Origin of the sequence: Pseudomonas salomonii (assembly GCF_900107155.1) — a bacterium.
GTDB classification, from domain to species: domain Bacteria; phylum Pseudomonadota; class Gammaproteobacteria; order Pseudomonadales; family Pseudomonadaceae; genus Aquipseudomonas; species Aquipseudomonas salomonii.
On sequence record NZ_FNOX01000011.1, the window covers coordinates 108,832 to 134,381 of the forward strand.

The 25,550-nt window shown below is 58.3% G+C and carries 21 protein-coding genes; 12 read left to right on the top strand and 9 right to left on the bottom strand.

Going from position 1 to position 25,550, the window contains the following annotated elements; all coding sequences use genetic code 11:
* Positions 1 to 2 precede the first annotated feature (2 nt).
* Together trkA and BLV67_RS23890 are read left to right on the top strand one after the other, a co-directional pair.
* Positions 3 to 1,376, top strand: coding sequence for a Trk system potassium transporter TrkA (gene trkA, locus BLV67_RS23885; RefSeq protein ID WP_056860960.1), 1,374 nt, complete (start codon positions 3 to 5; stop codon positions 1,374 to 1,376).
* A gap of 39 nt (positions 1,377 to 1,415) precedes the next feature.
* Complete coding sequence (locus BLV67_RS23890; protein WP_069785788.1) at positions 1,416 to 1,727, top strand: tetratricopeptide repeat protein; 312 nt, start codon at positions 1,416 to 1,418, stop codon at positions 1,725 to 1,727.
* 150 nt (positions 1,728 to 1,877) lie between these two features.
* On the opposite strand, the gene BLV67_RS23895 is transcribed toward BLV67_RS23890, so the two are convergent.
* Both BLV67_RS23895 and BLV67_RS23900 read right to left on the bottom strand, forming a co-directional pair.
* Positions 1,878 to 2,765: a lysophospholipid acyltransferase gene (locus BLV67_RS23895; RefSeq protein WP_065932012.1), complete on the bottom strand. Its 888-nt coding sequence runs from the start codon at positions 2,763 to 2,765 to the stop codon at positions 1,878 to 1,880.
* Between the two features lie 40 nt (positions 2,766 to 2,805).
* A complete protein-coding gene (locus tag BLV67_RS23900) occupies positions 2,806 to 3,363 on the bottom strand; it encodes a DNA-3-methyladenine glycosylase I (protein ID WP_065932013.1) in 558 nt (185 codons plus the stop codon).
* A gap of 81 nt (positions 3,364 to 3,444) precedes the next feature.
* On the opposite strand from BLV67_RS23900, the gene glyQ reads away from it, so the two are divergent.
* The 4 genes from glyQ (at position 3,445) to BLV67_RS23920 (ending at position 7,841) form a co-directional block, all read left to right on the top strand.
* Complete coding sequence (gene glyQ / locus BLV67_RS23905) at positions 3,445 to 4,398, top strand: glycine--tRNA ligase subunit alpha (protein ID WP_003187265.1); 954 nt, start codon at positions 3,445 to 3,447, stop codon at positions 4,396 to 4,398.
* Entirely contained in the window at positions 4,395 to 6,449 is a 2,055-nt protein-coding gene (gene glyS / locus BLV67_RS23910; protein WP_065932014.1) for a glycine--tRNA ligase subunit beta, read from the top strand. Before glyQ ends, glyS begins: the two co-directional genes overlap by 4 nt.
* Positions 6,449 to 6,988, top strand: a complete 540-nt coding sequence (gene gmhB, locus BLV67_RS23915; RefSeq protein ID WP_170875881.1) for a D-glycero-beta-D-manno-heptose 1,7-bisphosphate 7-phosphatase — start codon at positions 6,449 to 6,451, stop codon at positions 6,986 to 6,988. The genes glyS and gmhB overlap by 1 nt, the downstream gene beginning before the upstream one ends.
* Positions 6,989 to 7,070: 82 nt before the next feature.
* Entirely contained in the window at positions 7,071 to 7,841 is a 771-nt protein-coding gene (locus BLV67_RS23920) for a lysophospholipid acyltransferase family protein (RefSeq protein ID WP_056860956.1), read from the top strand.
* A gap of 181 nt (positions 7,842 to 8,022) precedes the next feature.
* On the opposite strand, the gene BLV67_RS23925 is transcribed toward BLV67_RS23920, so the two are convergent.
* Both BLV67_RS23925 and BLV67_RS23930 read right to left on the bottom strand, forming a co-directional pair.
* Positions 8,023 to 10,302 (bottom strand): CHASE2 domain-containing protein, encoded by a 2,280-nt coding sequence (locus BLV67_RS23925; protein WP_069785787.1) that lies wholly within the window; start codon positions 10,300 to 10,302, stop codon positions 8,023 to 8,025.
* A gap of 3 nt (positions 10,303 to 10,305) precedes the next feature.
* Complete coding sequence (locus BLV67_RS23930) at positions 10,306 to 11,268, bottom strand: FecR family protein (protein ID WP_244160763.1); 963 nt, start codon at positions 11,266 to 11,268, stop codon at positions 10,306 to 10,308.
* Between the two features lie 260 nt (positions 11,269 to 11,528).
* Between BLV67_RS23930 and BLV67_RS23935 the strand changes: the two genes are divergently transcribed.
* Entirely contained in the window at positions 11,529 to 12,251 is a 723-nt protein-coding gene (locus BLV67_RS23935; protein WP_056860953.1) for a response regulator transcription factor, read from the top strand.
* 104 nt (positions 12,252 to 12,355) lie between these two features.
* On the opposite strand, the gene gyrB is transcribed toward BLV67_RS23935, so the two are convergent.
* Genes gyrB through dnaA form a run of 4 tightly spaced genes read right to left on the bottom strand, consistent with a single transcriptional unit; the run spans position 12,356 to position 18,558 of the window.
* Entirely contained in the window at positions 12,356 to 14,773 is a 2,418-nt protein-coding gene (gene gyrB / locus BLV67_RS23940; RefSeq protein ID WP_017135133.1) for a DNA topoisomerase (ATP-hydrolyzing) subunit B, read from the bottom strand.
* A gap of 4 nt (positions 14,774 to 14,777) precedes the next feature.
* Complete coding sequence (gene recF, locus BLV67_RS23945) at positions 14,778 to 15,881, bottom strand: DNA replication/repair protein RecF (protein WP_065932017.1); 1,104 nt, start codon at positions 15,879 to 15,881, stop codon at positions 14,778 to 14,780.
* Between the two features lie 20 nt (positions 15,882 to 15,901).
* Positions 15,902 to 17,005: a DNA polymerase III subunit beta gene (gene dnaN, locus BLV67_RS23950; protein WP_017135131.1), complete on the bottom strand. Its 1,104-nt coding sequence runs from the start codon at positions 17,003 to 17,005 to the stop codon at positions 15,902 to 15,904.
* A gap of 38 nt (positions 17,006 to 17,043) precedes the next feature.
* Positions 17,044 to 18,558: a chromosomal replication initiator protein DnaA gene (dnaA, locus tag BLV67_RS23955; RefSeq protein ID WP_056860951.1), complete on the bottom strand. Its 1,515-nt coding sequence runs from the start codon at positions 18,556 to 18,558 to the stop codon at positions 17,044 to 17,046.
* A 586-nt stretch (positions 18,559 to 19,144) separates the two neighbouring features.
* On the opposite strand from dnaA, the gene rpmH reads away from it, so the two are divergent.
* From rpmH to mnmE, 5 genes are all read left to right on the top strand, one after another.
* Positions 19,145 to 19,279, top strand: a complete 135-nt coding sequence (gene rpmH, locus BLV67_RS23960; RefSeq protein ID WP_003213577.1) for a 50S ribosomal protein L34 — start codon at positions 19,145 to 19,147, stop codon at positions 19,277 to 19,279.
* Between the two features lie 16 nt (positions 19,280 to 19,295).
* Positions 19,296 to 19,700 carry a ribonuclease P protein component gene (rnpA, locus tag BLV67_RS23965; protein WP_026013533.1) on the top strand — a complete coding sequence of 135 codons (405 nt, stop codon included), beginning with the start codon at positions 19,296 to 19,298 and terminating at the stop codon, positions 19,698 to 19,700.
* Complete coding sequence (yidD, locus tag BLV67_RS23970) at positions 19,693 to 19,938, top strand: membrane protein insertion efficiency factor YidD (protein ID WP_073636650.1); 246 nt, start codon at positions 19,693 to 19,695, stop codon at positions 19,936 to 19,938. The genes rnpA and yidD overlap by 8 nt, the downstream gene beginning before the upstream one ends.
* A 2-nt stretch (positions 19,939 to 19,940) precedes the next feature.
* Entirely contained in the window at positions 19,941 to 21,623 is a 1,683-nt protein-coding gene (gene yidC, locus BLV67_RS23975) for a membrane protein insertase YidC (RefSeq protein WP_058420571.1), read from the top strand.
* Positions 21,624 to 21,702: 79 nt separating this feature from the next.
* Complete coding sequence (gene mnmE / locus BLV67_RS23980; RefSeq protein WP_069785785.1) at positions 21,703 to 23,073, top strand: tRNA uridine-5-carboxymethylaminomethyl(34) synthesis GTPase MnmE; 1,371 nt, start codon at positions 21,703 to 21,705, stop codon at positions 23,071 to 23,073.
* 19 nt (positions 23,074 to 23,092) lie between these two features.
* On the opposite strand, the gene BLV67_RS23985 is transcribed toward mnmE, so the two are convergent.
* Entirely contained in the window at positions 23,093 to 25,531 is a 2,439-nt protein-coding gene (locus tag BLV67_RS23985) for a TonB-dependent siderophore receptor (protein WP_069785784.1), read from the bottom strand.
* Between the last annotated feature and the right edge of the window lie 19 nt (positions 25,532 to 25,550).

Sequence of the window (25,550 nt, forward strand, 5' to 3'; positions counted from 1 at the left end):
GGATGAAGATCATCATCCTTGGTGCAGGGCAGGTCGGCGGCACGCTGGCCGAACATTTGGCCAGCGAAGCCAATGACATCACCGTGGTCGATACCGACAGCGAGCGCCTGCGCAACCTGGGCGACCGCCTGGACATCCGCACCGTGCAAGGCCGTGCGTCATTCCCGACCGTGCTGCGCCAGGCCGGTGCCGACGATGCCGATATGCTGGTGGCGGTGACCAACAGTGACGAGACCAACATGGTCGCCTGCCAGGTCGCCCATACCCTGTTCCATACACCCACCAAGATCGCCCGCGTGCGCGAAGCCGCCTACCTGACCCGTGCCGGCCTGTTCGACAACGATGCGATTCCGGTGGACGTGCTGATCAGCCCCGAACAGGTGGTGACCCATTACATCAAGCGCCTGATCGAAATTCCCGGCGCCTTGCAGGTCATCGACTTTGCCGAAGGCAAGGCGCAACTGGTGGCGGTGAAGGCGTATTACGGCGGGCCGCTGGTGGGCCAACAACTGCGTCAACTGCGTGAACACATGCCGAATGTGGAAACCCGCGTGGCGGCGATTTTCCGTCGCGACCGGCCGATCCTGCCCCAGGGCGATACAGTGATCGAAGCCGACGACGAAGTGTTTTTCATCGCAGCCAAAGCGAATATTCGTGCGGTGATGAGCGAAATGCGTCGGCTCGATGAGAGCTACAAACGCATCGTCATCGCTGGCGGCGGGCAGATCGGCGAGCGCCTGGCCGAGGCCATCGAAAGCCGTTACCAGGTGAAGATCATCGAGATGAACCCGGCACGTTGCCGGCATTTATCCGACACCCTCGACAGCACCGTGGTCCTGCAAGGCAGCGCCTCGGACCGCGACCTGCTGATGGAAGAAAACATCGCCGACGCCGATATCTTCCTGGCCCTGACCAACGATGACGAGGCCAACATCATGTCCTCGTTGCTGGCCAAGCGCCTGGGGGCGAAGAAGGTGATGACCATCATCAACAACCCGGCCTATGTCGACCTGATCCAGGGCGGCGATATCGACATCGCCATCAGCCCGCAACTGGCCACCATCGGCACCTTGCTGGCCCACGTGCGCCGTGGCGATATCGTCAGCGTGCACTCCCTGCGCCGGGGCGCGGCGGAAGCCATCGAGGCGATTGCCCATGGTGATTCAAAGTCGAGCAAGGTGATCGGCAAGGCCATCCGCGATATCGGCCTGCCGCCGGGCACCACTATTGGTGCGATTATTCGTGATGAAGAGGTGATCATCGCCCATGACGATACGGTGATCGCCACGGGTGACCATGTGATTTTGTTCCTTGTGGATAAGAAACATATTCGCGATGTGGAGAAGCTGTTTCACGTGGGGCTGAGCTTTTTCTAGGCAGCCACAACAGCCTTCTTTCACTCAAGGTGACAATAAATGCTCGAATCCCTGGAAAAAATGCTCGCCAAGGGTGTGGATAATTCATTGCTGCGCTTTGGCTTGGGCAAGGGTTATCTGGACTTGAAGGACAACGCCAAGGCGGCCGAGCATTTGCAAAAGTGTGTCGAGTTCGATCCGAAGTATTCGGCGGCGTGGAAGTTGTTGGGCAAGGCTCAGCAAGGGAAGGGTGATAACGCTGCAGCACGGCTGGCGTGGGAAAAGGGCATTGAAGCGGCCCAGGCCCATGGCGACAAACAGGCCGAAAAAGAGATGACGGTGTTCCTGAAGAAACTCGACCGCCAGGCCTGAGGTGATCCCTGTGGGAGCTGGCTTGCCTTATGATCGTTCCCACGCTCTGCGTGGGAATGCAGCCCTGGGCGCTCTGCGCCTGCCCTTAAAACCGTGACGCGGAGCGTCACAGGCGGCGTTCCCACGCGGAGCGTGGGAACGATCACGTGGTCAGTACCAGCGATCTTCACCCGGCGGGCGTTTCTTGAAGCGCTTCATGCTCCACATGTACTGGCTCGGGTAGGCGCCGACATAACGCTCCACCACCTTGCTCATCGCCGCGCAGGACGTGGCGGTGTCGGTGCTGTACATATCTTCCGGCGCCGCTTCCAGAATCACTTTGTAACCCGAACCGTCCGGCAGCCGCAGCGCATGCAGGAACACGCCGACAGCCTTGTGGCCAGCCAGCATATTCGGCACAAACTTACTGGTCAGCGCCTGTGTGGCGAAAAACGGCACGAAGATCCCGGCAGATTCCGCCGGCTCAGGGTCCGCGGGAATGCCCACCTGGCCGCCTTTGCGCACTTCCTTGATCACGCTGAGGATGCCTTCCTTGGTGGAAGCCGCCACGCGGTTACCCAGTTGCACGCGCTGCTTTTGCAGCAACTCATCCACCGCCTTGAGCTTGGGCGGACGGTAGAAAATGATCGGTTTGCACTGGTTGCAATAGAAGTGGTTCAACACCTCCCAGTTGCCCAGGTGGCTGGTGATGCCGACCACGCCTTTGCCTGAGGCCAATGCCTCATGCAGCACTTGGAGGCCTTCGACTTCGCGCACCAGGTCGATGGAACGCTGAGCCGGCCAGATCCAGGCGCAGGCGCTTTCGGTCAGCGATTTGCCGATGTCCATCAGGCTCTGGCCCACCAGACGCTCGCGGGCGGCCGGGTCCATGTCCGGGAAGCATTTGGAGAGGTTGATCCGCACCGTGTCGCGGGAGCGGTTGGGGGTTTTCCACATGATCCAGCCAATCGCCGTGCCGACGGCCTGGACAGCGCGCCAGGGCAGCAGGGCAAACAACCGAAGAGCGCCTACCAGCAAGGCGCCTTTAAACTTTTCCACAGGTCACTCCTGATCGTGTGTGGTGCGCAAAGCGGGCATTCTAACCGGCGTTGGCCAAGTCCGCGTAACGGTCGCAGTCCTGAGTGTGGTCCATGACCATCCCGGAGGCCTGCATGAACGCGTAGCAGATGGTCGGGCCGACGAAGGTGAAACCGGCTTTTTTCAACGCTTTACTCATGGCTTCAGCTTCGGGGGTAATCGCCGGGACTTGGCTGCGATCGGTAAAGTGATTGACCTTGGGCACGCCGCCGACAAACGACCAGAGCAAGCCCACCGGGTCCTCCAGCGCCAGCCAGGCGGCGGCGTTGCGGCGAGTGGCGTTGAGCTTGAGGCGATTGCGCACGATGCCAGGGTCGAGCATCAGCGCTTCGATTTCAGCCTCGGTCAGCCTGGCCAAACGCTGCGCATCAAAGCCGAACAAGACCTTTCGATAATGCTCGCGTTTGCGTAAAACGGTGATCCAGGACAGGCCCGCCTGGAACCCTTCGAGCAAAAGCAACTCGAACAAACCCTGCGCATCGCGCAGCGGCGTTCCCCACTCCTGATCGTGATAAGCCATGTACAGCGGATCTTCAGAACACCAAAAGCAGCGTGGCATAAGGCTCCAGGGAGTGGTGGCGGGGCCGAATCGGGTATACTCCCGCTCTTTAAATCGCAGCCCAAGTAACAGGTGAATTTCGTGAGCCAGCCTACGCCAGCCGTGCGTACCTTCCAAGACTTGATCCTCGCCCTCCAGCAATACTGGGCCGAGCAAGGTTGTGTGGTACTTCAGCCCTACGATATGGAAGTAGGCGCCGGCACTTTCCACACCGCAACATTCCTGCGGGCCATCGGCCCGGAAACCTGGAACGCCGCTTATGTGCAGCCCAGTCGTCGCCCGACTGACGGCCGCTACGGCGAAAACCCGAACCGTCTGCAGCACTACTACCAGTTCCAGGTGGTATTGAAGCCGAACCCGGACAACTTTCAGGAGCTGTACCTGGGCTCGCTGAAACATGTCGGCCTGGACCCTCTGGTGCACGACATCCGTTTCGTCGAAGACAACTGGGAATCGCCAACTTTGGGCGCCTGGGGCCTGGGCTGGGAAGTCTGGCTCAATGGCATGGAAGTGACGCAGTTCACCTACTTCCAGCAAGCCGGCGGCATCGAGTGCTACCCGGTAACCGGCGAGATCACCTACGGTCTCGAGCGCCTGGCCATGTACCTGCAAGGCGTGGATTCGGTCTACGACCTGGTGTGGGCTGACGGCCCGTTCGGCAAAGTCACCTACGGCGACGTGTTCCACCAGAACGAAGTGGAGCAGTCCACTTACAACTTCGAACACGCCAACGTCGACAAACTGTTCGAACTGTTCGACTTCTATGAAAGCGAAGCCAAGCGCCTGATCGAACTCGACCAGCCGCTGCCGTTGCCGAGCTATGAAATGGTGTTGAAGGCGTCCCATACCTTCAACCTGCTGGACGCCCGCCGGGCCATCTCGGTAACTGCGCGCCAGCAATACATCCTGCGTGTACGCACCCTGGCGCGTTCCGTCGCCCAAGCCTACCTGTTGGCTCGCGCCAAGCTGGGCTTCCCGATGGCAACCCCAGACCTGCGTGATGAAGTGTTGGCTAAGCTGGAGGCTGCACAATGAGTGCTCAAGATTTCCTGGTTGAACTGGGCACCGAAGAGTTGCCACCCAAGGCACTCAACACCTTGGCCGATGCGTTCCTGGCCGGTATCGAAAAAGGCCTGCACAGCGCCGGCCTGAAATTCGCTGCGAAAAAAGTCTACGCCGCGCCACGTCGCCTGGCGGTGCTGCTGACCGCGCTGGAAACCCAGCAGCCGGACCGCAGCATCAACCTCGACGGCCCACCGCGCCAGGCAGCTTTCGACGCTGAAGGCAATCCGACTCAAGCAGCCCTTGGTTTCGCCAAGAAGTGTGGCGTCGAACTGAGCGAGATCGACCAGAGCGGCCCGAAACTGCGTTTCAGCCAGGTCATTACCGGCAAGCCAACGGCGAGCCTGTTGCCGACTATCGTTGAAGACTCCCTGAACGACCTGCCTATTCCCAAGCGCATGCGCTGGGGTGCGCGCAAGGAAGAGTTCGTGCGCCCAACTCAGTGGCTGGTGATGTTGCTCGGTGACCACGTCATCGATTGCACCATCCTCGCCCAGAAGGCTGGCCGTGATTCCCGTGGTCACCGCTTTCATCACCCAGAAGCCGTGCGCATCACCTCGCCGGCCAACTACGCCGCCGACCTGCGTGGTGCTTACGTGCTGGCCGATGCCAACGAGCGTCGCGAGCTGATCAGCAAGCGCACCGAAGAGCTGGCCCGCCTGCAGGAAGGCACTGCCATCGTGCCGCCAAGCCTGCTCGACGAAGTGACCGCGCTGGTTGAATGGCCGGTGCCGCTGGTGTGCTCGTTCGAAGAGCGTTTCCTCGACGTGCCGCAAGAAGCCCTGATCACCACCATGCAGGACAACCAGAAGTATTTCTGCCTGCTGGATGTGGACGGTAAGTTGCTGCCGCGTTTTATCACCGTGGCCAACATCGAAAGCAAAGACCCGCAGCAGATCATCGCCGGTAACGAGAAAGTCGTGCGCCCGCGTCTGACTGACGCCGAGTTCTTCTTCAAGCAAGACAAGAAGCAGAAGCTCGAAGACTTCAACCTGCGCCTGCAAAACGTGGTGTTCCAGGAAAAGCTCGGCAGCGTCTACGACAAGGCCGTGCGCGTTTCCAAGCTGGCTGCCTACATTGCCCCACGCATTGGCGGTGACGCTGCATGGGCAGCCCGCGCCGGCTTGCTGTCCAAGTGCGACCTGGCCACCGAAATGGTCGGCGAGTTCCCGGAGATGCAAGGCGTCGCCGGTTACTACTACGCCCTCAACGACGGCGAGCCGGACGATGTGGCCCTGGCACTGAACGAGCAGTACATGCCGCGTGGTGCCGGTGCTGAGCTGCCAAGCACCCTGACCGGTGCGGCCGTGGCCATCGCTGACAAGCTGGACACCCTCGTGGGTATCTTCGGTATCGGCATGTTGCCTACCGGCAGCAAAGACCCGTATGCCCTGCGCCGTGCGGCCCTGGGCGTGCTGCGTATCCTGATCGACAAAAAGCTCGACCTCGACCTGACCCAGGCCGTGGTGTTCGCTGTCGGCCAGTTTGGCACCAAGGTCAAGCAAGCCGGCCTGGCCGAGCAAGTGCTGGAGTTTGTATTCGACCGCCTGCGTGCGCGTTACGAAGACGAAGGCGTGGACGTGTCCGTCTACCTGTCGGTACGTGCCCTGCAACCGGGTTCGGCACTGGACTTTGACCAGCGCGTCCAGGCCGTACAAGCCTTCCGCAAGCTGCCGGAGGCCGATGCCCTGGCCGCCGTGAACAAGCGTGTGTCGAACCTGCTGAGCAAGGCCGACAACCTCGGCAATGTCGAAGTTGACCCTGGCCTGTTTGCCGATGCCAAGGAGTTCTCGCTGAACTCAGCCATCGCCAAAGCGGAAAACGCCGTGAAGCCGCTGCTCGCCGAACGCAACTACGCCGAAGCACTGGCGCGCCTGGCCACCTTGCGTGAGCCGGTGGATGCGTTCTTTGAAGCGGTGATGATCAATGCCGAGGATGCGGGCGTGCGGAAAAACCGCTACGCCATGCTGGCGCGTTTGCGCGGCCTGTTCATCAACATCGCTGATATTTCCGTACTGGGCTGATCATGTTGAAACTGCTGATTCTCGATCGGGACGGAGTGATCAATTACGACTCCGACGCTTACATCAAGTCGGTGGCGGAGTGGATTCCACTGCCCGGCTCGATCGAGGCCATCGCGCAGTTGAGCAAAGCCGGCTGGACGGTGGCCATCGCCACCAACCAGTCCGGCATCGCCCGCGGTTATTACGACATCGCCACCCTGGACGCCATGCATGCGCGCTTGCGCACGCTGGTGGCCGAGCAGGGCGGTGAGGTGGGGCTGGTGGTGTACTGCCCCCACGGGCCGGATGAGGGCTGCGATTGCCGCAAACCCAAACCCGGCATGTTGAAAACCATTTCAGAACATTACAAGGTGCCGCTTGCTGGGCTATGGTTCGTCGGGGACAGCCTCGGTGACCTGGAGGCGGCCAAAGCCGTCGACTCTCAGCCAGTTTTGGTTAAAACCGGTAAAGGCGAAAAGACCCAGGCGAAAAACCTGCCGGTAGGCACTTTGATTTTTGACGATCTGGCGGCGGTTGCCGCAGAACTTATTAACAACTAGCCACCCTCGGCTTCCTGAACAAGGATTGCTCGGGAGTGCGCTTTTAGCAGGCGGGCCATGTCCCGCAACGGTAAATGCTGCCATGTCGATTTTGCAGGCCATCAGAACCTTCTTCTTTTACCTGCTGCTGGGCACCAGTTCGTTTCTGTGGTGCACCCTGAGCTTTTTTATCGCGCCGTTCCTGCCGTTCAAGGCGCGCTATCGTTTTATCAACGTCTATTGGTGCCGTTGTGCGTTGTGGCTGACCAAGGTATTCCTGGGCATTCGCTTCGAGATCAAGGGCGCTGAAAACGTCCCGGACCAGCCCTGCGTGATTCTGTCGAATCATCAGAGCACATGGGAAACATTCTTCCTTTCGGCGTACTTCTCGCCCCTGAGCCAGGTGCTTAAGCGTGAGCTGCTGTACGTGCCGTTCTTCGGCTGGGCAATGGCCATGCTGCGGCCGATCGCCATCGACCGTGACAACCCCAAGGCGGCGCTCAAGCACGTGGCCAAGAAGGGTGACGAGCTGCTCAAGGATGGCGTTTGGGTACTGATCTTCCCGGAAGGTACGCGTGTGCCGTATGGCACTGTGGGCAAGTTCTCACGCGGTGGTACAGCATTGGCGGTCAACGCCCACCTGCCGGTGCTTCCGATTGCGCATAACGCCGGCAAGTTCTGGCCGAAGACCGGTTGGGCCAAACGCGAAGGTACGATCACCGTGATTATTGGCGAGCCCATGTACGCCGAAGGTGAGGGGCCACGTGCCATTGCCGCACTTAATGACCGCGCCCAAGCGTGGAATGAAGCGCAGCAACGCGCCATGGGTTCGCTGCCTCCGGAGCCGGTTGTAGTCGAGACACCAGCGATTTGAGGATCTGTGGATAACCTGTGCACGGTTTGTTGGCGAATTGACGTTTTTGCTTCATAACAAGCTGATTTACTTACATATTTCTCAAGCTCATAAAATCGCGAAAAACGTGCATAAGTTTTTTCAGCATAAAAAAACCGGTCCTTGTGACCGGTTTTTTATGCACAGTAAAAAAGTACGTTTTTCATTCGTCGAGCAGCGGCAATTGCAGGCTGAACGTCGAACCTTTACCCAGCTCGCTTTCACACAGAATGCGACCGCCATGGCGCTCCACCACAGCCTTGACCATGGTCAACCCCAACCCCAGGCCCTCACTGCCCTGAGCCGAGTCAAAGCGCCGGTATTGGCTGAACAACTCCGGTAAGTCCTCTGGCGCAATGCCAGGTCCTTGATCGCTGATGCGGCATTCCAGCCACCCTTGCGCGCTGCCGTGGCTCAAGGTGACGGTGGTGCCGGAAGGGGAATACTTGATCGCATTTTCCAGCACGTTGAACAACGCTCGGGTCAGCAGCGATTGATCCGCGCAGACCATGCCTTCATCGGCCTCGTCCAGATCATGAACCAGGTGGATGCCTTTAAGTTGGGCGATGACCGCCACTTGATCGAAAGCATCCATCACCAGCATCGCGAACAGCGTGGGTTGAAACTGGTAGCCATCGGCCTCGGCTTTGGCCAGTTGCACGAAGGATTCAGTCAGGCTCAGCGCGCGCCGGACCTGTTGTTCGATCTGAACAAACACCGGCGACTCACCGTTATGCACGTCCAGCAGCGCCAGGATCGCCGAGTGGGGCGCACGCAAGTCATGGGACAAAAAGCGCAGCATGGTTTCACGGTGCTGCTGGGCTTCGCGTTCCTTGCTCAGGTCAGTGAGACTCAGCAGCCAACCGAGGGCGACGTCACCTTCGGCCGGCAGCAAGGGGGCAAGCTCCATGCGCAGGCTACGCTGGTGGATGTCGCGAAACTCAACGAGTTCCAATGCTGAGAGAGCAGGGCGCACACCATTGTGCAGCGGCGGATAACCCAGATCGGCGAGTTGATCGAGCAGGTTTTGGTTGACCAACTCATTACTGAACACTTCACGCGCAATCCGGTTGGCCAGCAGGATGCTGCCTCTGGGATCGGTAATCAGCGTGGCCACTGGCAGGCACTCCAGCCCGTCAGCCATAAACCGCCGGGTGTCGCGTGTACGGCTTACCGCTTGTTCCAGGGCAAAGATCCGCGCTTGCAGCACATCGCCCTTGCTCGCAGGCGCACGACGACGCTCTGGAAGTACCTTGGGTTCGTTATCCAGCCGCGCCAGCTCCCAGCCGAAGTAGGCAAGGATCACGCTGAGGCGCCGCCAATTCCAGATCAAATAACTGAGCAGCAAACCAATCAGGCACGCAGCGGGCGACCACCAGTGGCCCAGGCTCAGCAACACCCACGAAACGAACAATGCGCTCGCCATGCACCCCAGGGTCATCCACAACGCGTAGCGTGGGCGATACAACAACAGGCCCAGTAACAATGCCACCCAGGTAGTCGCCATCAAGGCCGACACCGCGCCGGGTAGATCAACAATGCTACGCCCTTGCAGCAGACCATTAAGGACGTTGGCCTGAATCTCCACACCCGCCGTGGTGCCGACCGTCGAGGAGAGCGGGGTGACGAAACGATCGCCCATGCCGGACGCGGTGGCGCCCACCAGAACCAGCCGGCCACGCAGCTGTTCCGGGGCGACCTCACCGCGCAGAACGCTGGCGTAGGAGACCGTAGGAAAACGGGTGTTGGCAGTGATGAACGGGATTCGAATGGCGTGCTCCCGATGCCAGGACGGGTTGATCGGTTCCTGGGGTTCGCCTGGCATCTCAGAGGCCTGGCCGCTCACCGCATAGGCCATCCATGCCAACTGCGGCGCGGTGTCACCGGGCGGGCCTTCACGCATAAACAGGTTGCGCACCACGCCATCACTGTCTGCTTCAACATTGATATGCCCGAGACCTTTAGCGCATTTGAGCAGCGGCAGCATTTGCGCGTCGGGCGCGCTGTAGCTGGCCGCTTCCTCACGCAGCAACGGCAGTACCACGTTGCCGGCGTTGCACACAGCCGCTGTGAGGCGTTGATCATTGGCGGGGATACCGGGCTCACTGAAGATCACATCGAAGAGGATGGCCGCCGGTTGTGCGGCGCTCAGGCGGTTGATCAGGTCGGCATGCAAACTGCGCGGCCAGGGCCAGCGGCCCAGCTCTTTCAGACTGGGGTCGTCGATGGTCACCAGCAAGATTCGCGGGTCTACCGGCAAGGGCGCCAGGCGCCTGAGGCTGTCATACAGCGGGTTGTTCAGCGCCAGGCCCGGGCTCAACGAGAGGTAAGCCGTCATCGGCAACAACAGCAAACCTATCCACAGCCACTCGCGCACCAGGCCGTGGAACAAGCGCTGGGCATGGGTGGGCTGGCGTTTTTCGGCCTTGCGCCACAGCATCATTGGTCAACCACCGCTGGCCTGTGCCTGGGTGGCGGGTGGGTAATAGAAGATGTCATAAACCCCGGTTTCTCCCTCCAGGCCCTGCGCGTCATAGGCGGACAAACGCACGTGGTAAAACGATGCCTTGAGCCCAGTGAAGCGCATTTTCGGCTCACTGGAAAAGTATTCCTGCTTAATGTTCATAAAGGCTGAGTCGGTCGCCACTTGGGCACGATAGCGCTGTGCGCCAGGCAATGGCCGCAGGTACAGGCTCCAGACCGGCGACTGACCTTTCTGGCCGTCCTGCCCAATCAATACCGGCGCGGGCAAAAGCTCCACGGCCTTGAGTTCACCCTGTTGTTTGATCAGCAGACCTTGGCGTGCGCCCACCTTTACTTCGGCTGCGGCGCTGCCTTCTGCACGGTTAACCGCAACCTGGCCGTTGAGCACCTCCAGCACAGATTGCTCGCCGTCATTGCGCACGCGAAAGTGCGTACCGCGCACACCGAGAACACCAACCGGCGTCACGATCTGAAAACGGTCGTAGTCGCTGACCCGCTTGATCACGTAGGTCTCGACTTGGCCCTGTTCCAGAATGACCTGGGGAATCGCCTGCTTTTGCAACCAGTGCAGGCGCACCTGTGAACTGGAAGGCAGCACCACGCGGGAACCATCACCCAGGCGCAGGCTGACAAAAGCCGATGTCGACGTCTTCACGCCTTCTTGCTCATCAATGCTCATCCCTTCCAGCAGGGGCTGAGCCCGGCCTTTAGCGTCGAGCTTCCAGGCTTCCCCCGTCAAATGCTGCACAACAGCCGGCAACGGTTGAGCACGGCACTGGAACGGCTCGTCAATATAAGCAGGGCGATAGGGCGGGGCAGCCTGCGCAGTATCGATGGCCCAGGCCAGCAACGCGGGCAGGGCACACCATAATCGATAGGCAGAACAGGTCATGGTGCTCATCACCCGGGTAGTTTCAGACGGCATCTGACCTCAGCACGTACAGGTTTACGGCAGCGCATGTGTCGGCTGATCCTTTTCCTCAGGGGTAGGAGCCGGTATCTTTCGACTAGTAGGTACGAAAGACTTTAAACGGGTTTACGGCCCTTTGATATCAGCGTACCGATAGATCCTGTGAACAGTGAGTCTGCCCACAATTCTTCAGATTCAACCACAGGCATCTGCGCACTACCTACGCGATTGAACAGACCGTCGGCTGTCGTATTTTTTGTAGAAAGGACCCACCCATGCGTGTCGCAATACTGGACGACGAACCCGCTGAATTGCGTCGGGTTGAACAGACGCTGCGACAGATCCCCAGCACCGCAGAGCAACCCTGGTCCCTGCATTTTTTCGAGCGCGGTGAAGACCTGCTGCGCCAACTGCGCCGCGAAACCTTTGACCTGTTGATACTCGACTGGCAACTGCCCGATATCACAGGCATCGCATTGCTGCGCTGGACCCGCGAGCACATGGACTCCCCCCCAGCCGTGATCATGTTGACCAGCCGCGATGCCGAGAGCGATATCGTCACCGCGCTCAACAGTGGGGCGGACGATTACGTCAGCAAACCGTTTCGGCCAAACGAGCTCAAGGCTCGGGTCAACGCCGTGTTACGCCGCCATGGGCTGCAAAAGCCTGCAACTAATGAAGTGCAGAGCTTCAACGACCTGACCTTTGATGATGCCGAGCTGACGGTGACGCGTGCGGGTAAGCCGATCAACCTCACTGAGCGTGAATACCGCCTGGCCAGTTGCTTGTTCGCCAACCTGGCTCGGCCACTGTCTCGGGAATATCTGTATGAGCGGTTTTGGAGCCATGAAGAAATGGTTTCCTCGCGGCCACTGGATACGCATATTTATCGGCTGCGTAACAAGCTGGGGTTGACCGCCGACCGGGGTTGGCAGCTGCTGACCATCTATGGGTACGGCTATCGGTTGGAGAGTGTGGCGGCGGCTGCCCAAGGCTAAAAACAGTGATGTTCCACGTGGAGCAATTGCAAAACGCTTAAATTTCACCCAATAAAAAAGGCCAGCGCTGAGCGTTGGCCTTTTTGTTTTAGCGGGCAGCCTGATCAGAAGTCCAGGTTGGACACCGCCAAGGCGTTGCTCTCGATGAAGTCACGGCGAGGCTCGACCGCATCACCCATCAGGGTGTTGAAGATCTGGTCTGCGCCAATGGCGTCTTCGATGGTCACGCGCAGCATGCGACGCTGAGCGGGATCCATGGTGGTTTCCCACAGTTGATCCGGGTTCATCTCGCCCAGACCTTTGTATCGCTGGATGGTGTGGCGCTTGGTGCTTTCGGCCATCAACCAGTCCAGGGCTTCCTTGAACTCCTTGACCGCTTTCTTACGCTCGCCACGCTGGATGTAAGCACCGTCGTCCAACAGGGTGCTCAATTGCGCGCCGAGAGTGACCACGGTTTTGTAGTCGTTGCTGCCGAAGAAGTCGCGGTTGAAGGTGACGTAATTCGACAGGCCGTGGGAGATCAGTTCGACCTCTGGCAGCCACACGTTACGTTCACGGTCTTCACGCAGGCTGGCTTTATACACCAGGCCAGACTTCTCGACGGTGCGCAGACGCACTTCGTACTGAGCCAGCCAATTCTGCATGTGGGCGTGATCGCCCAACTGCTCCAGACTCACGGAAGGCAGGTAGATGAAGTGCTCGGTCAGCTCCTGAGGGTACAGACGCGACAGACGCTTGAGGGTCTTCATTACCATGCGGAAGTCGTTAACCAAACGCTCCAGCGCCTCACCGGAAATACCCGGGGCTTCGTCGTTCAAGTGCAGGCTGGCATCTTCCAGGGCCGACTGCGTCATGTACTCTTCCATGGCGTCGTCGTCTTTGATGTATTGCTCTTGCTTGCCCTTTTTCACTTTGTACAACGGCGGCTGAGCGATGTAGATGTAGCCACGCTCGATCAGCTCCGGCAACTGACGGAAGAAGAAGGTCAGCAGCAGGGTACGGATGTGCGAACCGTCGACGTCAGCATCGGTCATGATGATGATGTTGTGGTAACGCAGCTTGTCGATGTTGTACTCGTCGCGGCCGATACCGCAGCCCAGCGCCGTGATCAAGGTGCCGACTTCCTGGGAGGAAATCATCTTGTCGAAGCGGGCCTTCTCGACGTTGAGGATCTTGCCTTTCAACGGCAGGATAGCCTGGGTGCGACGGTTACGACCCTGCTTGGCGGAACCGCCAGCAGAGTCACCTTCCACCAGGTACAGTTCGGAGAGGGCAGGGTCCTTCTCCTGGCAGTCAGCCAGTTTGCCCGGCAGGCCGGCGATATCCAGCGCGCCCTTGCGGCGGGTCATCTCGCGGGCTTTACGCGCCGCTTCACGGGCACGTGCCGCGTCGATCATCTTGCCGACAACCAGCTTGGCTTCGTTCGGGTTTTCCAGCAGGAAGTCGGAGAAGTATTTGCCCATCTCCTGTTCCACTGCGGTCTTCACTTCGGAAGACACCAGCTTGTCTTTGGTCTGGGAGCTGAACTTTGGATCCGGCACTTTTACCGAGATGATCGCTGTCAGGCCTTCACGCGCATCGTCACCGGTGGTGGCCACTTTGTGCTTCTTGGCCAAGCCTTCCGCTTCGATGTAGGTGTTCAGGTTACGCGTCAGTGCGGAACGGAAACCCACCAAGTGAGTACCGCCATCGCGCTGTGGAATGTTGTTGGTGAAGCACAACAGGTTCTCGTTGAAGCTGTCGTTCCACTGCAGGGCGATTTCAACGCCGATGCCGTCTTCACGCTGGATGTTGAAGTGGAACACCTGGTTGACCGCAGTCTTGTTGGTGTTCAGGTATTCAACGAACGCACGCAGGCCGCCTTCGTACTTGAACAGTTCTTCCTTGCCGCTGCGCTCGTCCTTGAGGACGATACCCACACCGGAGTTAAGGAACGACAATTCACGAATACGCTTGGCCAGGATGTCCCAGCTGAAGTGAATATTCTTGAAGGTTTCTGCCGAAGGCTTGAAGTGAATCTGGGTACCGGTGGATTCACTGTCGCCAACGATTTTCATCGGCTCTTGTGGAACACCGTGGACGTAGGTCTGTTCCCAGATCTTGCCGCTACGGCGAACGGTCAGGATCAGCTCTTCGGACAGAGCGTTCACCACCGACACACCTACACCGTGCAAACCGCCGGAGACTTTATAGGAGTTGTCATCGAACTTACCGCCGGCGTGAAGCACGGTCATGATGACCTCTGCCGCCGATACGCCTTCTTCTTTGTGCACATCGACCGGAATGCCGCGACCGTTGTCGCGCACGGTGATGGACTCATCCGGGTGGATGATAATGCTGATGTCGTCGCAGTGACCGGCCAAAGCTTCGTCGATGGAGTTGTCGACCACCTCGAACACCATGTGGTGCAGACCGCTACCATCATCGGTGTCGCCGATGTACATACCAGGACGTTTGCGTACGGCATCCAAACCTTTCAGCACTTTAATGCTGGTCGAGTCGTACGTGTTTTCTTCGCTCATGCCTTCACTCCCGATGGTCGTGGGTCTGGGTGATACGGCCCTGTTCCACGTGGAACAAAGCGACTGGCGTTTCCGTCTGCCAGCCTTCCCTCAATAATTCGTGGTCTACACAGGTGATAAACACCTGGCAGCGTAAGTCTTCCAACAAGCGGCATAACGCGCGGCGGTGCTGCTCGTCGAGTTCGGACGGCAAGTCATCCACCAGATAAATACACTGACCGCGCCGGGCTTGGCTTACCAAATGCCCTTGGGCAATACGCAGTGCACACACCACCAACTTTTGCTGACCGCGGGACAAGATATCCGCGGCATTGTGTGCGCCTAATCTAAGGCGCAAGTCAGCACGTTGTGGGCCTGCCTGGGTATGGCCAATTTGCTGATCCCGCTGCAAGGACGTGGCGAGCACTGCGCTCAGCTCACGTTCTTTATCCCAACCACGGTAGTAGCTCAGCGTCAGCCCCTCGAGATCCAACAACTCACTCAAGGTCTGCTCAAAGACTGGTTTCAAGGCTTTGATATAGGCGCGGCGGTATTCATCTATTTCGTCGCTGGCCAGGCACAGTTCCCGGTCCCAGGCCGCTTGCGAAGCGGCGTCAAGTGTACCATGCCGCAGCCATGAGTTCCGCTGCCGCAGGGCCTTCTGAAGGCGCTGCCAAGTGGTCATGAAACGCGGTTCCACGTGGAACACTCCCCAATCGAGGAACTGCCTGCGAATTTTCGGCGCACCTTCCAACAGGCGGAAACTGTCTGGGTTAATCAGTTGCAACGGCAGGATTTCTGCCAGCTGTGCTGCACTGCGGGCGTTTTGCCCGTCAATGCGAATCTGGAAGTCACCGCCGCGATCGCGGGATATCCCCAGGGCACTGTGCCCCCCTTCAGCCAGTTCAACCTGGCCAAACACTGTGCAAGCCAGCTGTTCATATTGAATCACCGGCAACAAGCGAGCACTACGGAAGGAACGGGCAAGCCCAAGCAAATGAACGGCTTCCAGCACGCTGGTTTTGCCGCTGCCGTTGGCGCCGTAAAGGATATTGATGCGGGGGGAGGGAGAGAAGGTCACCGGGTGCAGATTGCGCACCGCGGTGACCGAGACGCGACTGAGGGACATCTAGCTTCTGCTGAGCATGATTACAGGCGCATCGGCATAACAACGTAAGCCGAGTCGTCGTTGTCGGATTCTTGCACCAGGGCACTGCTGTTGGAGTCCGACAGAATCAGGCGAACCTGTTCGGTGGTCATCACACCCAGTACGTCCAGCAGGTAGCTCACGTTAAAGCCGATTTCCAGCGAGCCGCCGTTGTAGTCAACGCCAACTTCTTCTTCCGCTTCTTCCTGCTCCGGGTTATTGGCCTGGATTTTCAGCTGACCGTTAGCCAGTTGCAGACGAATACCACGGTACTTCTCGTTGGACAGAATCGCAGTACGGCTGAACGCTTCACGCAGCGCCTGACGATCGCCGATCACCAGCTTGTCGCCACCTTTTGGCAGCACACGCTCGTAATCCGGGAATTTGCCGTCAACCAGCTTGGACGTGAAGGTGAATTCGCCCGTGGTGGCACGGATGTGGTGCTGACCCAGGACGATGCTGACATTGCCATCCGGCTCGGTGAGCAGACGCGCCAGTTCCAGGATACCTTTACGCGGCACGATGACCTGGTGACGGTCCGGCTGGCCGATATCGGCACGCATCGAGCACATGGCCAGGCGGTGACCGTCGGTAGCCACTGCACGGATAACGCCTTCAGCGACCTCCAGCAGCATGCCATTGAGGTAGTAACGCACGTCCTGCTGGGCCATGGCGAAGCTGGTGCGTTCGATCAAACGGCGTAGCTTGCTCTGGTCCAGGCTGCAGGTCAGCGAGCCTGGGCCTTCTTCGACGGTAGGGAAGTCATTGGCCGGCAAGGTCGACAGCGTGAAACGGCTGCGACCGGCCTTGACCACCAATTTCTGCTCATCGACCTTGATGTCGATCAGCGCATCGTTGGGCAGGCTTTTGCAGATGTCCATCAGCTTACGTGCCGGCACAGTGATTTCGCCGGGCTCAGCCGGCTCTTCGAGCTGCACGCGACCCACCAGTTCGACTTCCAGGTCGGTACCGGTCAAAGACAATTGCTGGCCTTCGACCACCAGCAATACGTTGGAAAGCACCGGCAAGGTCTGTCGGCGCTCAACGACGCCTGCGACCAGTTGCAGGGGTTTCAACAGGGCTTCGCGTTGAATGGTGAAATGCATGGTCTAGTCCCTTGCCTTAATAAGCTGCGCTGGTGTCATCAGGTAGTCAGTGTACGCAGCAGGTTCTTGTAGTCCTCGCGAATATCCGCGTCGGATTCCTTAAGTTCATTGATCTTGCGGCACGCATGCAAGACCGTGGTGTGGTCTCGACCGCCAAACACATCACCGATTTCCGGCAGGCTGTGGTTGGTCAGCTCTTTGGAGAGCGCCATCGCCACCTGACGTGGACGTGCCACCGAGCGCGAACGGCGCTTGGACAGCAGGTCGGAAATCTTGATCTTGTAGTACTCAGCCACGGTGCGCTGAATGTTATCCACACTCACCAGCTTGTCTTGCAGTGCCAGCAAGTCTTTGAGGGATTCGCGAATCAACTCGATGGTGATGTCGCGCCCCATGAAGTGCGAGTGTGCGATAACCCGCTTGAGCGCGCCTTCGAGCTCACGCACGTTGGAACGAATGCGTTGGGCGATAAAGAAGGCTGCATCGTGGGGCAGGTCGACTTTCGCCTGGTCGGCCTTTTTCATCAGGATCGCCACGCGGGTTTCCAGCTCCGGCGGTTCTACCGCAACGGTCAGGCCCCAGCCAAAGCGTGACTTCAAGCGTTCTTCCAGGCCTTCGATTTCCTTCGGGTAACGGTCACTGGTCAAGATGACCTGTTGGCCGCCTTCGAGCAGGGCGTTGAATGTGTGGAAAAACTCTTCCTGGGAACGCTCCTTGCGAGCGAAGAATTGAATGTCATCGATCAGCAAGGCGTCCACCGAACGGTAGAAACGCTTGAATTCGTTGATTGCGTTGAGCTGCAAGGCCTTGACCATGTCAGCCACGAAGCGCTCCGAGTGCAGGTACACAACCTTGGCATTCGGGTTCTTCTTTAATAGATGGTTACCCACAGCGTGCATCAAGTGAGTCTTACCCAAGCCAACGCCACCATAAAGGAAGAGCGGGTTGTAACCATGCTTGGGGTTATCGGCTACCTGCCAGGCGGCCGCGCGGGCCAGCTGGTTGGATTTACCTTCGACGAAGTTCTCAAAGGTAAAGGTACGGTTCAGGTAACTGGTGTGCTTGAGCGCACCTTCCACCTGCACGGTGCGCTGCTCGGCGCGAACCGGTGCTTGCTGCGAGCTGGCGCCAGCCATCGGATCAAAGCTGTCACGCGATGGCTCTTCATTTATAGGCGCGTTTTTCTGCGACGACGATTTCGACGGCGCCTGGGCAACGGGCGCCGGCGAGTTATTAACAGGTGCCGCTTGGGCTTGAGACGCAGCCGCCGCCAGCGGCGCATTCGGCGCAGCACGCGGTGCAGAACTGCGTTTGCTGCCTATTAATAAGGAAAGCACGGGCGCGATGCCGTTGCCGTGTTCATCGAGCAATTCGAGAACGCGGCTCAGGTATTTCTCGTTGACCCAATCGAGAACAAAACGATTCGGCGCGTAGACACGCAACTCGTCGCCTTCGGCTTCGACCTGTAGCGGACGGATCCAGGTGTTGAATTGCTGGGCAGGCAGCTCTTCGCGCAAAAGCTCCACGCACTGCTGCCAAAGTTCCACTGACACGGATATCCCCTAAGTTGAAAGCCGGTGAGGCAAAAACAGCCGCCATTGTAGCGGCCAGACGCCCACTTATCCACATGTAGGTTGCTCACAGAGCAGCCAAAATCAATGTGTTAAGTGCAAAAAAGCCGACCAATGGTCTGTGCATAAGCTCTGTGGATAAGCGTACCTAAGCTCGTTGTACAAGTGGGGTCGAAAGTCTGTGGGTAACTGGCCTGTGGATAACAACCCATTCCACCCACAGCTTATCCGACAGCGCAGCACAGGCAGAGCACTGTTTTCCCCCGTACTTGTCATTCTCTGTACAGCAGGTGGAATATGGCCTCAAGGCAGTTATCCACAGATGATCGCCTGCCTAGCTTTTATAAGCTTTACAGAAAAGCTTTAAATAACTTCCTTCTTTATTTTTATATCTATGGCATTGCTCGTGAAAGCCAGGCGGATAGAAAAGGGCCGATTGCCTATGGAAGATCTAATTGAAGGAAAAGCTGGTTGGAAATTGACCTAGAGGCTTGCTTTCTCTAGAATCGCCGGTCTCTTAAAACGGGGGCCATTCCGGCCCGTTGTGGACGAACCAGGTAACAACGCCATGAAACGTACTTTCCAACCAAGCACCATCAAACGCGCCCGTACTCACGGCTTCCGTGCTCGCATGGCTACCAAGAACGGCCGTGCTGTCCTGTCGCGTCGCCGCGCCAAAGGTCGTGCGCGTCTGGCAGTTTGATAATCCGGTACTGGTGGTGAGTCAGGACTTCAGTCGGGAAAAGCGTCTGCTAACCCCCCGGCATTTCAAGGCAGTCTTTGACTCCCCCACCGGCAAGGTTCCGGGGAAAAATCTCCTGCTCCTTGCGCGTAACAACGATCTGGATCACCCCCGTCTCGGGTTGGTGATCGGCAAGAAGAGCGTAAAGCTCTCCGTTGAGCGCAATCGCCTCAAGCGTCTGATGCGCGAATCGTTTCGCCTCCACCAGGACACTCTGGTTGGTTGGGATATTGTTATCGTCGCGCGCAAAGGCTTGGGGGATGTAGAAAACCCCGAATTGATTCAGCATTTCGGCAAGCTCTGGAAACGTTTGGCGCGTACCAACAAGCCAGCACCAGCAGTCAGCACCGAAACTGTAGGGGTAGACAGCACCAATGCGTAAACTGGCACTCGTTCCGATCCAGTTTTACCGTTATGCCATTAGTCCTCTGATGGCCGACCACTGTCGTTTCTACCCCAGTTGTTCCTGCTACGCGTTAGAGGCCATAGAAAATCATGGTCTTCTGCGCGGTGGCTGGCTGGCCTTTCGTCGTTTAGGCCGCTGTCATCCGTGGAATCCCGGTGGTTTCGACCCGGTTCCACCTATCCCTACCTCCCGTTCTTCTTCGATGGCCGAGTAATCATGGATATTAAACGCACGATCCTGATCGTCGCCCTGGCAATCGTGTCCTACGTCATGGTTCTTAAGTGGAACCAGGACTACGGCCAAGCTGCCCTGCCGACTCAGAATGTTGCTACCAATCAGGCTGCGCCGGCTATTCCGGACACCCCGCTGGGTAACAATGCGTCCGCGAGTGCCGATGTTCCCAGCGCGAATGGCGAGACAAGCGCCCCTCTAGAAACGCCAGTGGTCACCAATAAAGACCTCATCCACGTAAAAACGGATGTGCTCGACCTGGCTATCGACCCACAAGGTGGTGATATCGCGCAGTTGAAACTGCCGCTGTATCCACGTCGCCAAGACCATCCGGATGTTCCGTTCCAACTGTTCGATAACGGTGGTGAACGTACTTATCTGGCGCAAAGCGGCCTGACCGGCACTGACGGTCCGGATGCTCGTGCTACCGGTCGTCCGGTTTATTCGACCGAACAGAAGACTTATCAACTGGCCGACGGCCAGAACCAGTTGAATGTCGACCTGAAATTCAGCCTCGACGGCGTCAACTACATCAAGCGTTTCAGCTTCACCCGTGGTCTGTACGACTTGAAGGTCACTTACCTGATCGACAACGAGAGCGCCAAGCCATGGACGGGCAACCTGTTTGCCCAGCTCAAGCGTGACAACAGCGCCGATCCTTCTTCCAGCACCGCCACCGGCACCGCGACTTACCTGGGCGCCGCCCTGTGGACAAGTAGCGAGCCGTACAAAAAAGTGTCGATGAAAGATATCGACAAGGGCTCGCTGAAAGAAACCGTCCAAGGTGGCTGGGTTGCGTGGTTGCAACACTACTTCGTGACCGCATGGATCCCGAACAAGGGTGAAGCCAACCTGGTTCAAACCCGAAAAGACAGCCAGGGCAACTACATCATTGGTTTTACTGGCCCGGCGTTGACCGTCGCTCCAGGTGCCAAAGCTGAAACCAGCACTACCCTGTACGCCGGCCCGAAAAGCCAGGCTGTGCTCAAAGAGTTGTCCCCAGGTCTGGAACTGACTGTGGATTACGGCATTCTGTGGTTCATTGCCCAGCCGATTTTCTGGCTGCTGCAACATATCCACAGCATTGTGGGTAACTGGGGCTTCTCGATCATCTTCCTGACCATGCTGATCAAAGGGCTTTTCTTCCCTCTGTCGGCAGCCAGCTACAAGTCGATGGCGCGTATGCGTGCCGTTGCGCCAAAACTGGCCGCTCTGAAAGAGCAACATGGTGACGACCGGCAGAAAATGTCGCAGGCCATGATGGAGCTGTACAAGAAAGAGAAGATCAACCCGCTGGGTGGTTGCTTGCCGATTCTGGTGCAGATGCCGGTATTCCTGTCGCTGTACTGGGTTCTCCTGGAAAGCGTCGAAATGCGCCAGGCACCGTTCATTCTGTGGATAACTGACCTGTCGATTAAAGACCCGTTCTTTATTCTGCCGATCATCATGGGCGCGACCATGTTTATCCAGCAGCGTCTGAACCCGACTCCGCCGGATCCGATGCAGGCCAAGGTAATGAAAATGATGCCAATCATCTTCACCTTCTTCTTCCTGTGGTTCCCAGCGGGTCTGGTGCTGTACTGGGTGGTCAACAACGTGTTGTCGATCTCTCAACAGTGGTACATCACACGTAAAATCGAAGCGGCTACCAAAAAAGCTGCGGCGTAATTTACTCTGTGGATAACCACTCAAGACGCCCCCTAGTGGGGCGTTTTGCTTTCCGTCACTTTTGTTCTGGAACCTGCTGATGAGCGCTCCTCGTGAAACCATCGCTGCCGTCGCTACCGCTCAAGGTCGCGGCGGCGTCGGTATCGTTCGAATTTCCGGGCCGCTGGCCAGCGTGGCAGCCCAGGCCATCAGCGGCCGTGAGTTGAAACCCCGATATGCCCATTACGGGCCGTTCCTGGATGCGGATGAAACGGTATTGGATGAGGGGTTGGCGCTGTATTTCCCCGGCCCTAACTCGTTCACCGGTGAAGACGTCCTGGAACTGCAGGGCCACGGCGGCCCGGTGGTGCTGGATATGTTGCTGCAGCGTTGCCTGCAATTGGGCTGCCGTCTGGCGCGACCAGGGGAATTCAGCGAGCGGGCATTCCTCAATGACAAACTCGACCTGGCCCAGGCCGAGGCAATTGCCGATTTGATCGAAGCCAGTTCTGCACAGGCAGCGCGCAATGCGTTGCGCTCGCTGCAGGGCGCTTTTTCCCTGCGTGTGCATAACTTGACCGAGCAGTTGATCAGCTTGCGCATCTACGTCGAGGCTGCGATTGATTTCCCGGAAGAAGAAATCGACTTCCTCGCTGATGGCCACGTCCTGGCGATGCTGGATAAAGTTCGCGATGAGTTATCCACCGTCCTGCGCGAAGCCGGGCAGGGTGCTTTGCTGCGCGACGGCATGACAGTGGTGATCGCGGGGCGGCCGAATGCCGGCAAGTCCAGCCTGCTTAATGCGCTGGCGGGTCGGGAAGCGGCGATCGTTACCGAGATTGCCGGCACCACCCGGGACATCTTGCGCGAACATATCCACATCGATGGCATGCCGCTGCACGTGGTCGACACCGCCGGCTTGCGCGATACCGACGACCAGGTGGAAAAGATCGGCGTGGAACGGGCGCTCAAGGCGATCAGTGAAGCGGACCGCGTATTGCTGGTGGTGGATGCCACTGCGCCAGAGGCTATGGATCCTTTTGCCCTGTGGCCGGAATTTCTCGAGCAACGGCCAAACCCGACCAAAGTCACCCTGATCCGCAACAAGGCGGATCTAACCGGCGAAACCATTGCCATGCAGACCAGTGACGATGGCCACGTCACCATCAGCCTGAGCGCAAAGTCAGCTGGCGATGGGTTGGAATTGCTGCGCGACCACCTCAAGGCCTGCATGGGCTATGAGCAGACCTCCGAAAGCAGCTTCAGCGCGCGCCGCAGGCACCTGGAGGCACTGCGTCACGCCAGTGCGGCGTTGGAGCACGGTCGGGCGCAGCTGACCTTGGCGGGGGCTGGCGAGCTGCTGGCTGAGGATTTACGACAGGCACAGCAGCTGCTTGGGGAAATCACCGGTGCGTTCAGCTCCGATGATTTGTTGGGAAGGATCTTTTCCAGCTTCTGTATTGGTAAGTAGCCAAGTTATCCACAGGGCCTTACCAGTTGTAGGACACCGTGCCGAGCAAGGTACGGCTGTCACCCCAGTAGCAACGCCCGGCATCGTTGCAACCGGATACATATTCCTTGTCGAAGAGGTTCTTGGCGTTCAGATCCACCGACCAGTGTGGGTTGATCTGATAACCCACGGCCGCATCCACCAACGTCACGCTTCCCGCATCCAACTTGCCGTACAGCGTAGGGGCGGTGTAGGAAAAGGTACTGTCGAAGTAACGCACACCGCCGCCCAGGGACAAACCCTTGAGCTGGCCATCGAGGAAGCGGTACTTGCTCCATACCGACGCCTGGTTGCGTGGAACCCCTGTCATCTGGCGTCCCTCGACCAGTGACGTTGCAGAATCCTTGGTAATCCTTGCGTCGGTATAGGTGTAGGCCGCGGTGATATTCAGGTTAGGCGTGAGATTGCTGTTGATCTCGACTTCTGCACCTTTGGCGCGACTTTCACCCACTTGGCGATAGCTGTTGGTGGTGGCGTCCAGGTAGGTGTCGTCTTGCTTGCGCAGGTCATACACCGACAACGTCATCGCGGTGTCCCAGCCGATCGGCTCGTATTTCACACCCACTTCGTATTGGCGGCTGGTAATCGGCTTTAACGGTGAGCCGGCATTGGAAATCTGCTGCACCGGGACAAATGCGGTGGAGTAGCTGACATACGGGGTCAGCCCGTTGTCGAACTGGTACATCACCCCGCCCTGATAGGTGAATTTCCTGTCCTCAGAGCCGGTGTTACTGGCCTTGTTTACCTTGTCGCGAAAATCACTGTTGACCCAGTCCTGGCGCCCGCCCAGCAGGAACAGCCAATGGTCGTACTTGCTCTGCGCCTGTGCATAAACCCCTTTCATCTGCTGCTCAAGCAAGGTGTTCTGTACCGCGATCGGCGTGAGTGGGTCGCGCAGATACACCGGGTTATACACATTGATAGTGCCGGCAAACCCAGCGTCCCAGTCCTGATTGAACGAGGTGCGGTCGTAGCTGGCGCCGAACAGCACAGTGTTTTGCAGGTCACCCAGTTGGAATTTACCTTCGAGCTGGTTATCCAGGGAGTACACCATCGACTTGTTGTAACGGTCGTACGCGGTCATGTTCAGTTGGGTACCAAAGCCACGATTATTCAAGGCACTGGGCCAGGTTTCATGGCGGTTGATGCGCGACTGCATGTAGCGCGAGTTCTGACGGAACTGCCAGTCGTCATTGAAGCTGTGGCTGAACTCGTAACCGGTGCTCCAGGCTTCGCGTTCAAAGGTGTTCCAATCCGGATCGCCAAGCAGGGTGTGTTTGGACAGCTTGCCGTTGGGGTTACTGAGCAAAGTACCGGCGGCAGGCAGGCCGAGTTCCAGGTTGGTATGGTCCTTCTGGTAGTTGGCCAGCAGCGTCAGGGTGTTGTAGTCGTCGAAGTTCAGGGTCAGGGATGGCGCGATATACAGGCGATCATCGGGTACATGGTCGGTCTGGGTGTCGGACTTGCGGCCCAGCATGACCACGCGGCCCAGCACATTGGCGTTGTCATTGAGCGGCCCGGAGATATCCACACCCAATTGGCGCCGATTGTTGGAGCCATAGCCCAATTGCACCTCGCCTTGCGGCGTGGCAGTTGGGTGTTTGCTGACCAGATTAACCAAGCCACCCGGTGCGTTTTCGCCATAGAGCAGGGATGAAGGTCCACGGAAAATTTCCACGCGCTCCAGGCCATAGGGCTCACTGGTGGTGTCATACCGGTTACCTTGCACCCGTAGGCCGTCGCGCAACAGGCCGTAGCCATAATCCGTAGCGTTGAAGCCACGAATGAAGAACAGATCACCGGCCAGGCCATCGCCGGCGGCAAAGGGTGGAGCGAAAATTCCCGGTACATAACCCAAGACTTCAGTCAGCGTCTGCGACTTCTGGTCCTTGATGCGCTGACCTGTGACCACCGATACCGACCGGGGCGTTTCCGACAGCGGCGTACTGGTCTTGGTGCCGATACGGCTGTTTTGTGCCTTGTAGCCAACATCACCGGCACTATCCTGGTTGAAACCCAGTGGTTGATAAGTGCTGACGGTCGTGGCTGCCAACGTCAGTTGCCCGGTAGGCGCGGCTTGTAACACATAGCTACCAGGCGCCTGCGCCACGGCCTGCAGCCCCGAGTTTTGCAGCAGCAGTGCAAAGCCCTGATCAACCGAGTAATCACCTTCCAGCCCTGGCGTGTTTAAACGTGCGGTTTGCTCGGGGGAAAACGACAGGATCACATTGGCTCTGGCAGCAAACTGGCTGAGGGCGGCGTCCAGCGGGCCGGCAGCGATGGTGAAGTGCTGCTCGGTGCTGGCGCCCATGGCACAAGCTGGCAGCCATAAACCTGCGGCGGAGGCCGAGCACAGTAATAAACCGTAGGTCATGCCATGGTGAGAAAGGCGTTTGCGTAGTTTGGTAGGAAGGCGCATAGGTGGTGAAGCCCTGTAG

Coding starts and splice junctions, on each gene's coding strand:
- glyS (WP_065932014.1), top strand. CDS start 4,395: ATGAGTGCTCAAGATTTCCTGGTTGAACTGGGCACCGAAGAGTTGCCA.
- gyrB (WP_017135133.1), bottom strand. CDS start 14,773: ATGAGCGAAGAAAACACGTACGACTCGACCAGCATTAAAGTGCTGAAA.
- recF (WP_065932017.1), bottom strand. CDS start 15,881: ATGTCCCTCAGTCGCGTCTCGGTCACCGCGGTGCGCAATCTGCACCCG.
- BLV67_RS23985 (WP_069785784.1), bottom strand. CDS start 25,531: ATGCGCCTTCCTACCAAACTACGCAAACGCCTTTCTCACCATGGCATG.
- BLV67_RS23920 (WP_056860956.1), top strand. CDS start 7,071: ATGTCGATTTTGCAGGCCATCAGAACCTTCTTCTTTTACCTGCTGCTG.
- BLV67_RS23935 (WP_056860953.1), top strand. CDS start 11,529: ATGCGTGTCGCAATACTGGACGACGAACCCGCTGAATTGCGTCGGGTT.
- rpmH (WP_003213577.1), top strand. CDS start 19,145: ATGAAACGTACTTTCCAACCAAGCACCATCAAACGCGCCCGTACTCAC.
- BLV67_RS23890 (WP_069785788.1), top strand. CDS start 1,416: ATGCTCGAATCCCTGGAAAAAATGCTCGCCAAGGGTGTGGATAATTCA.
- yidC (WP_058420571.1), top strand. CDS start 19,941: ATGGATATTAAACGCACGATCCTGATCGTCGCCCTGGCAATCGTGTCC.
- yidD (WP_073636650.1), top strand. CDS start 19,693: ATGCGTAAACTGGCACTCGTTCCGATCCAGTTTTACCGTTATGCCATT.
- BLV67_RS23930 (WP_244160763.1), bottom strand. CDS start 11,268: ATGCCGTCTGAAACTACCCGGGTGATGAGCACCATGACCTGTTCTGCC.
- BLV67_RS23900 (WP_065932013.1), bottom strand. CDS start 3,363: ATGCCACGCTGCTTTTGGTGTTCTGAAGATCCGCTGTACATGGCTTAT.
- mnmE (WP_069785785.1), top strand. CDS start 21,703: ATGAGCGCTCCTCGTGAAACCATCGCTGCCGTCGCTACCGCTCAAGGT.
- trkA (WP_056860960.1), top strand. CDS start 3: ATGAAGATCATCATCCTTGGTGCAGGGCAGGTCGGCGGCACGCTGGCC.
- BLV67_RS23925 (WP_069785787.1), bottom strand. CDS start 10,302: ATGATGCTGTGGCGCAAGGCCGAAAAACGCCAGCCCACCCATGCCCAG.
- dnaN (WP_017135131.1), bottom strand. CDS start 17,005: ATGCATTTCACCATTCAACGCGAAGCCCTGTTGAAACCCCTGCAACTG.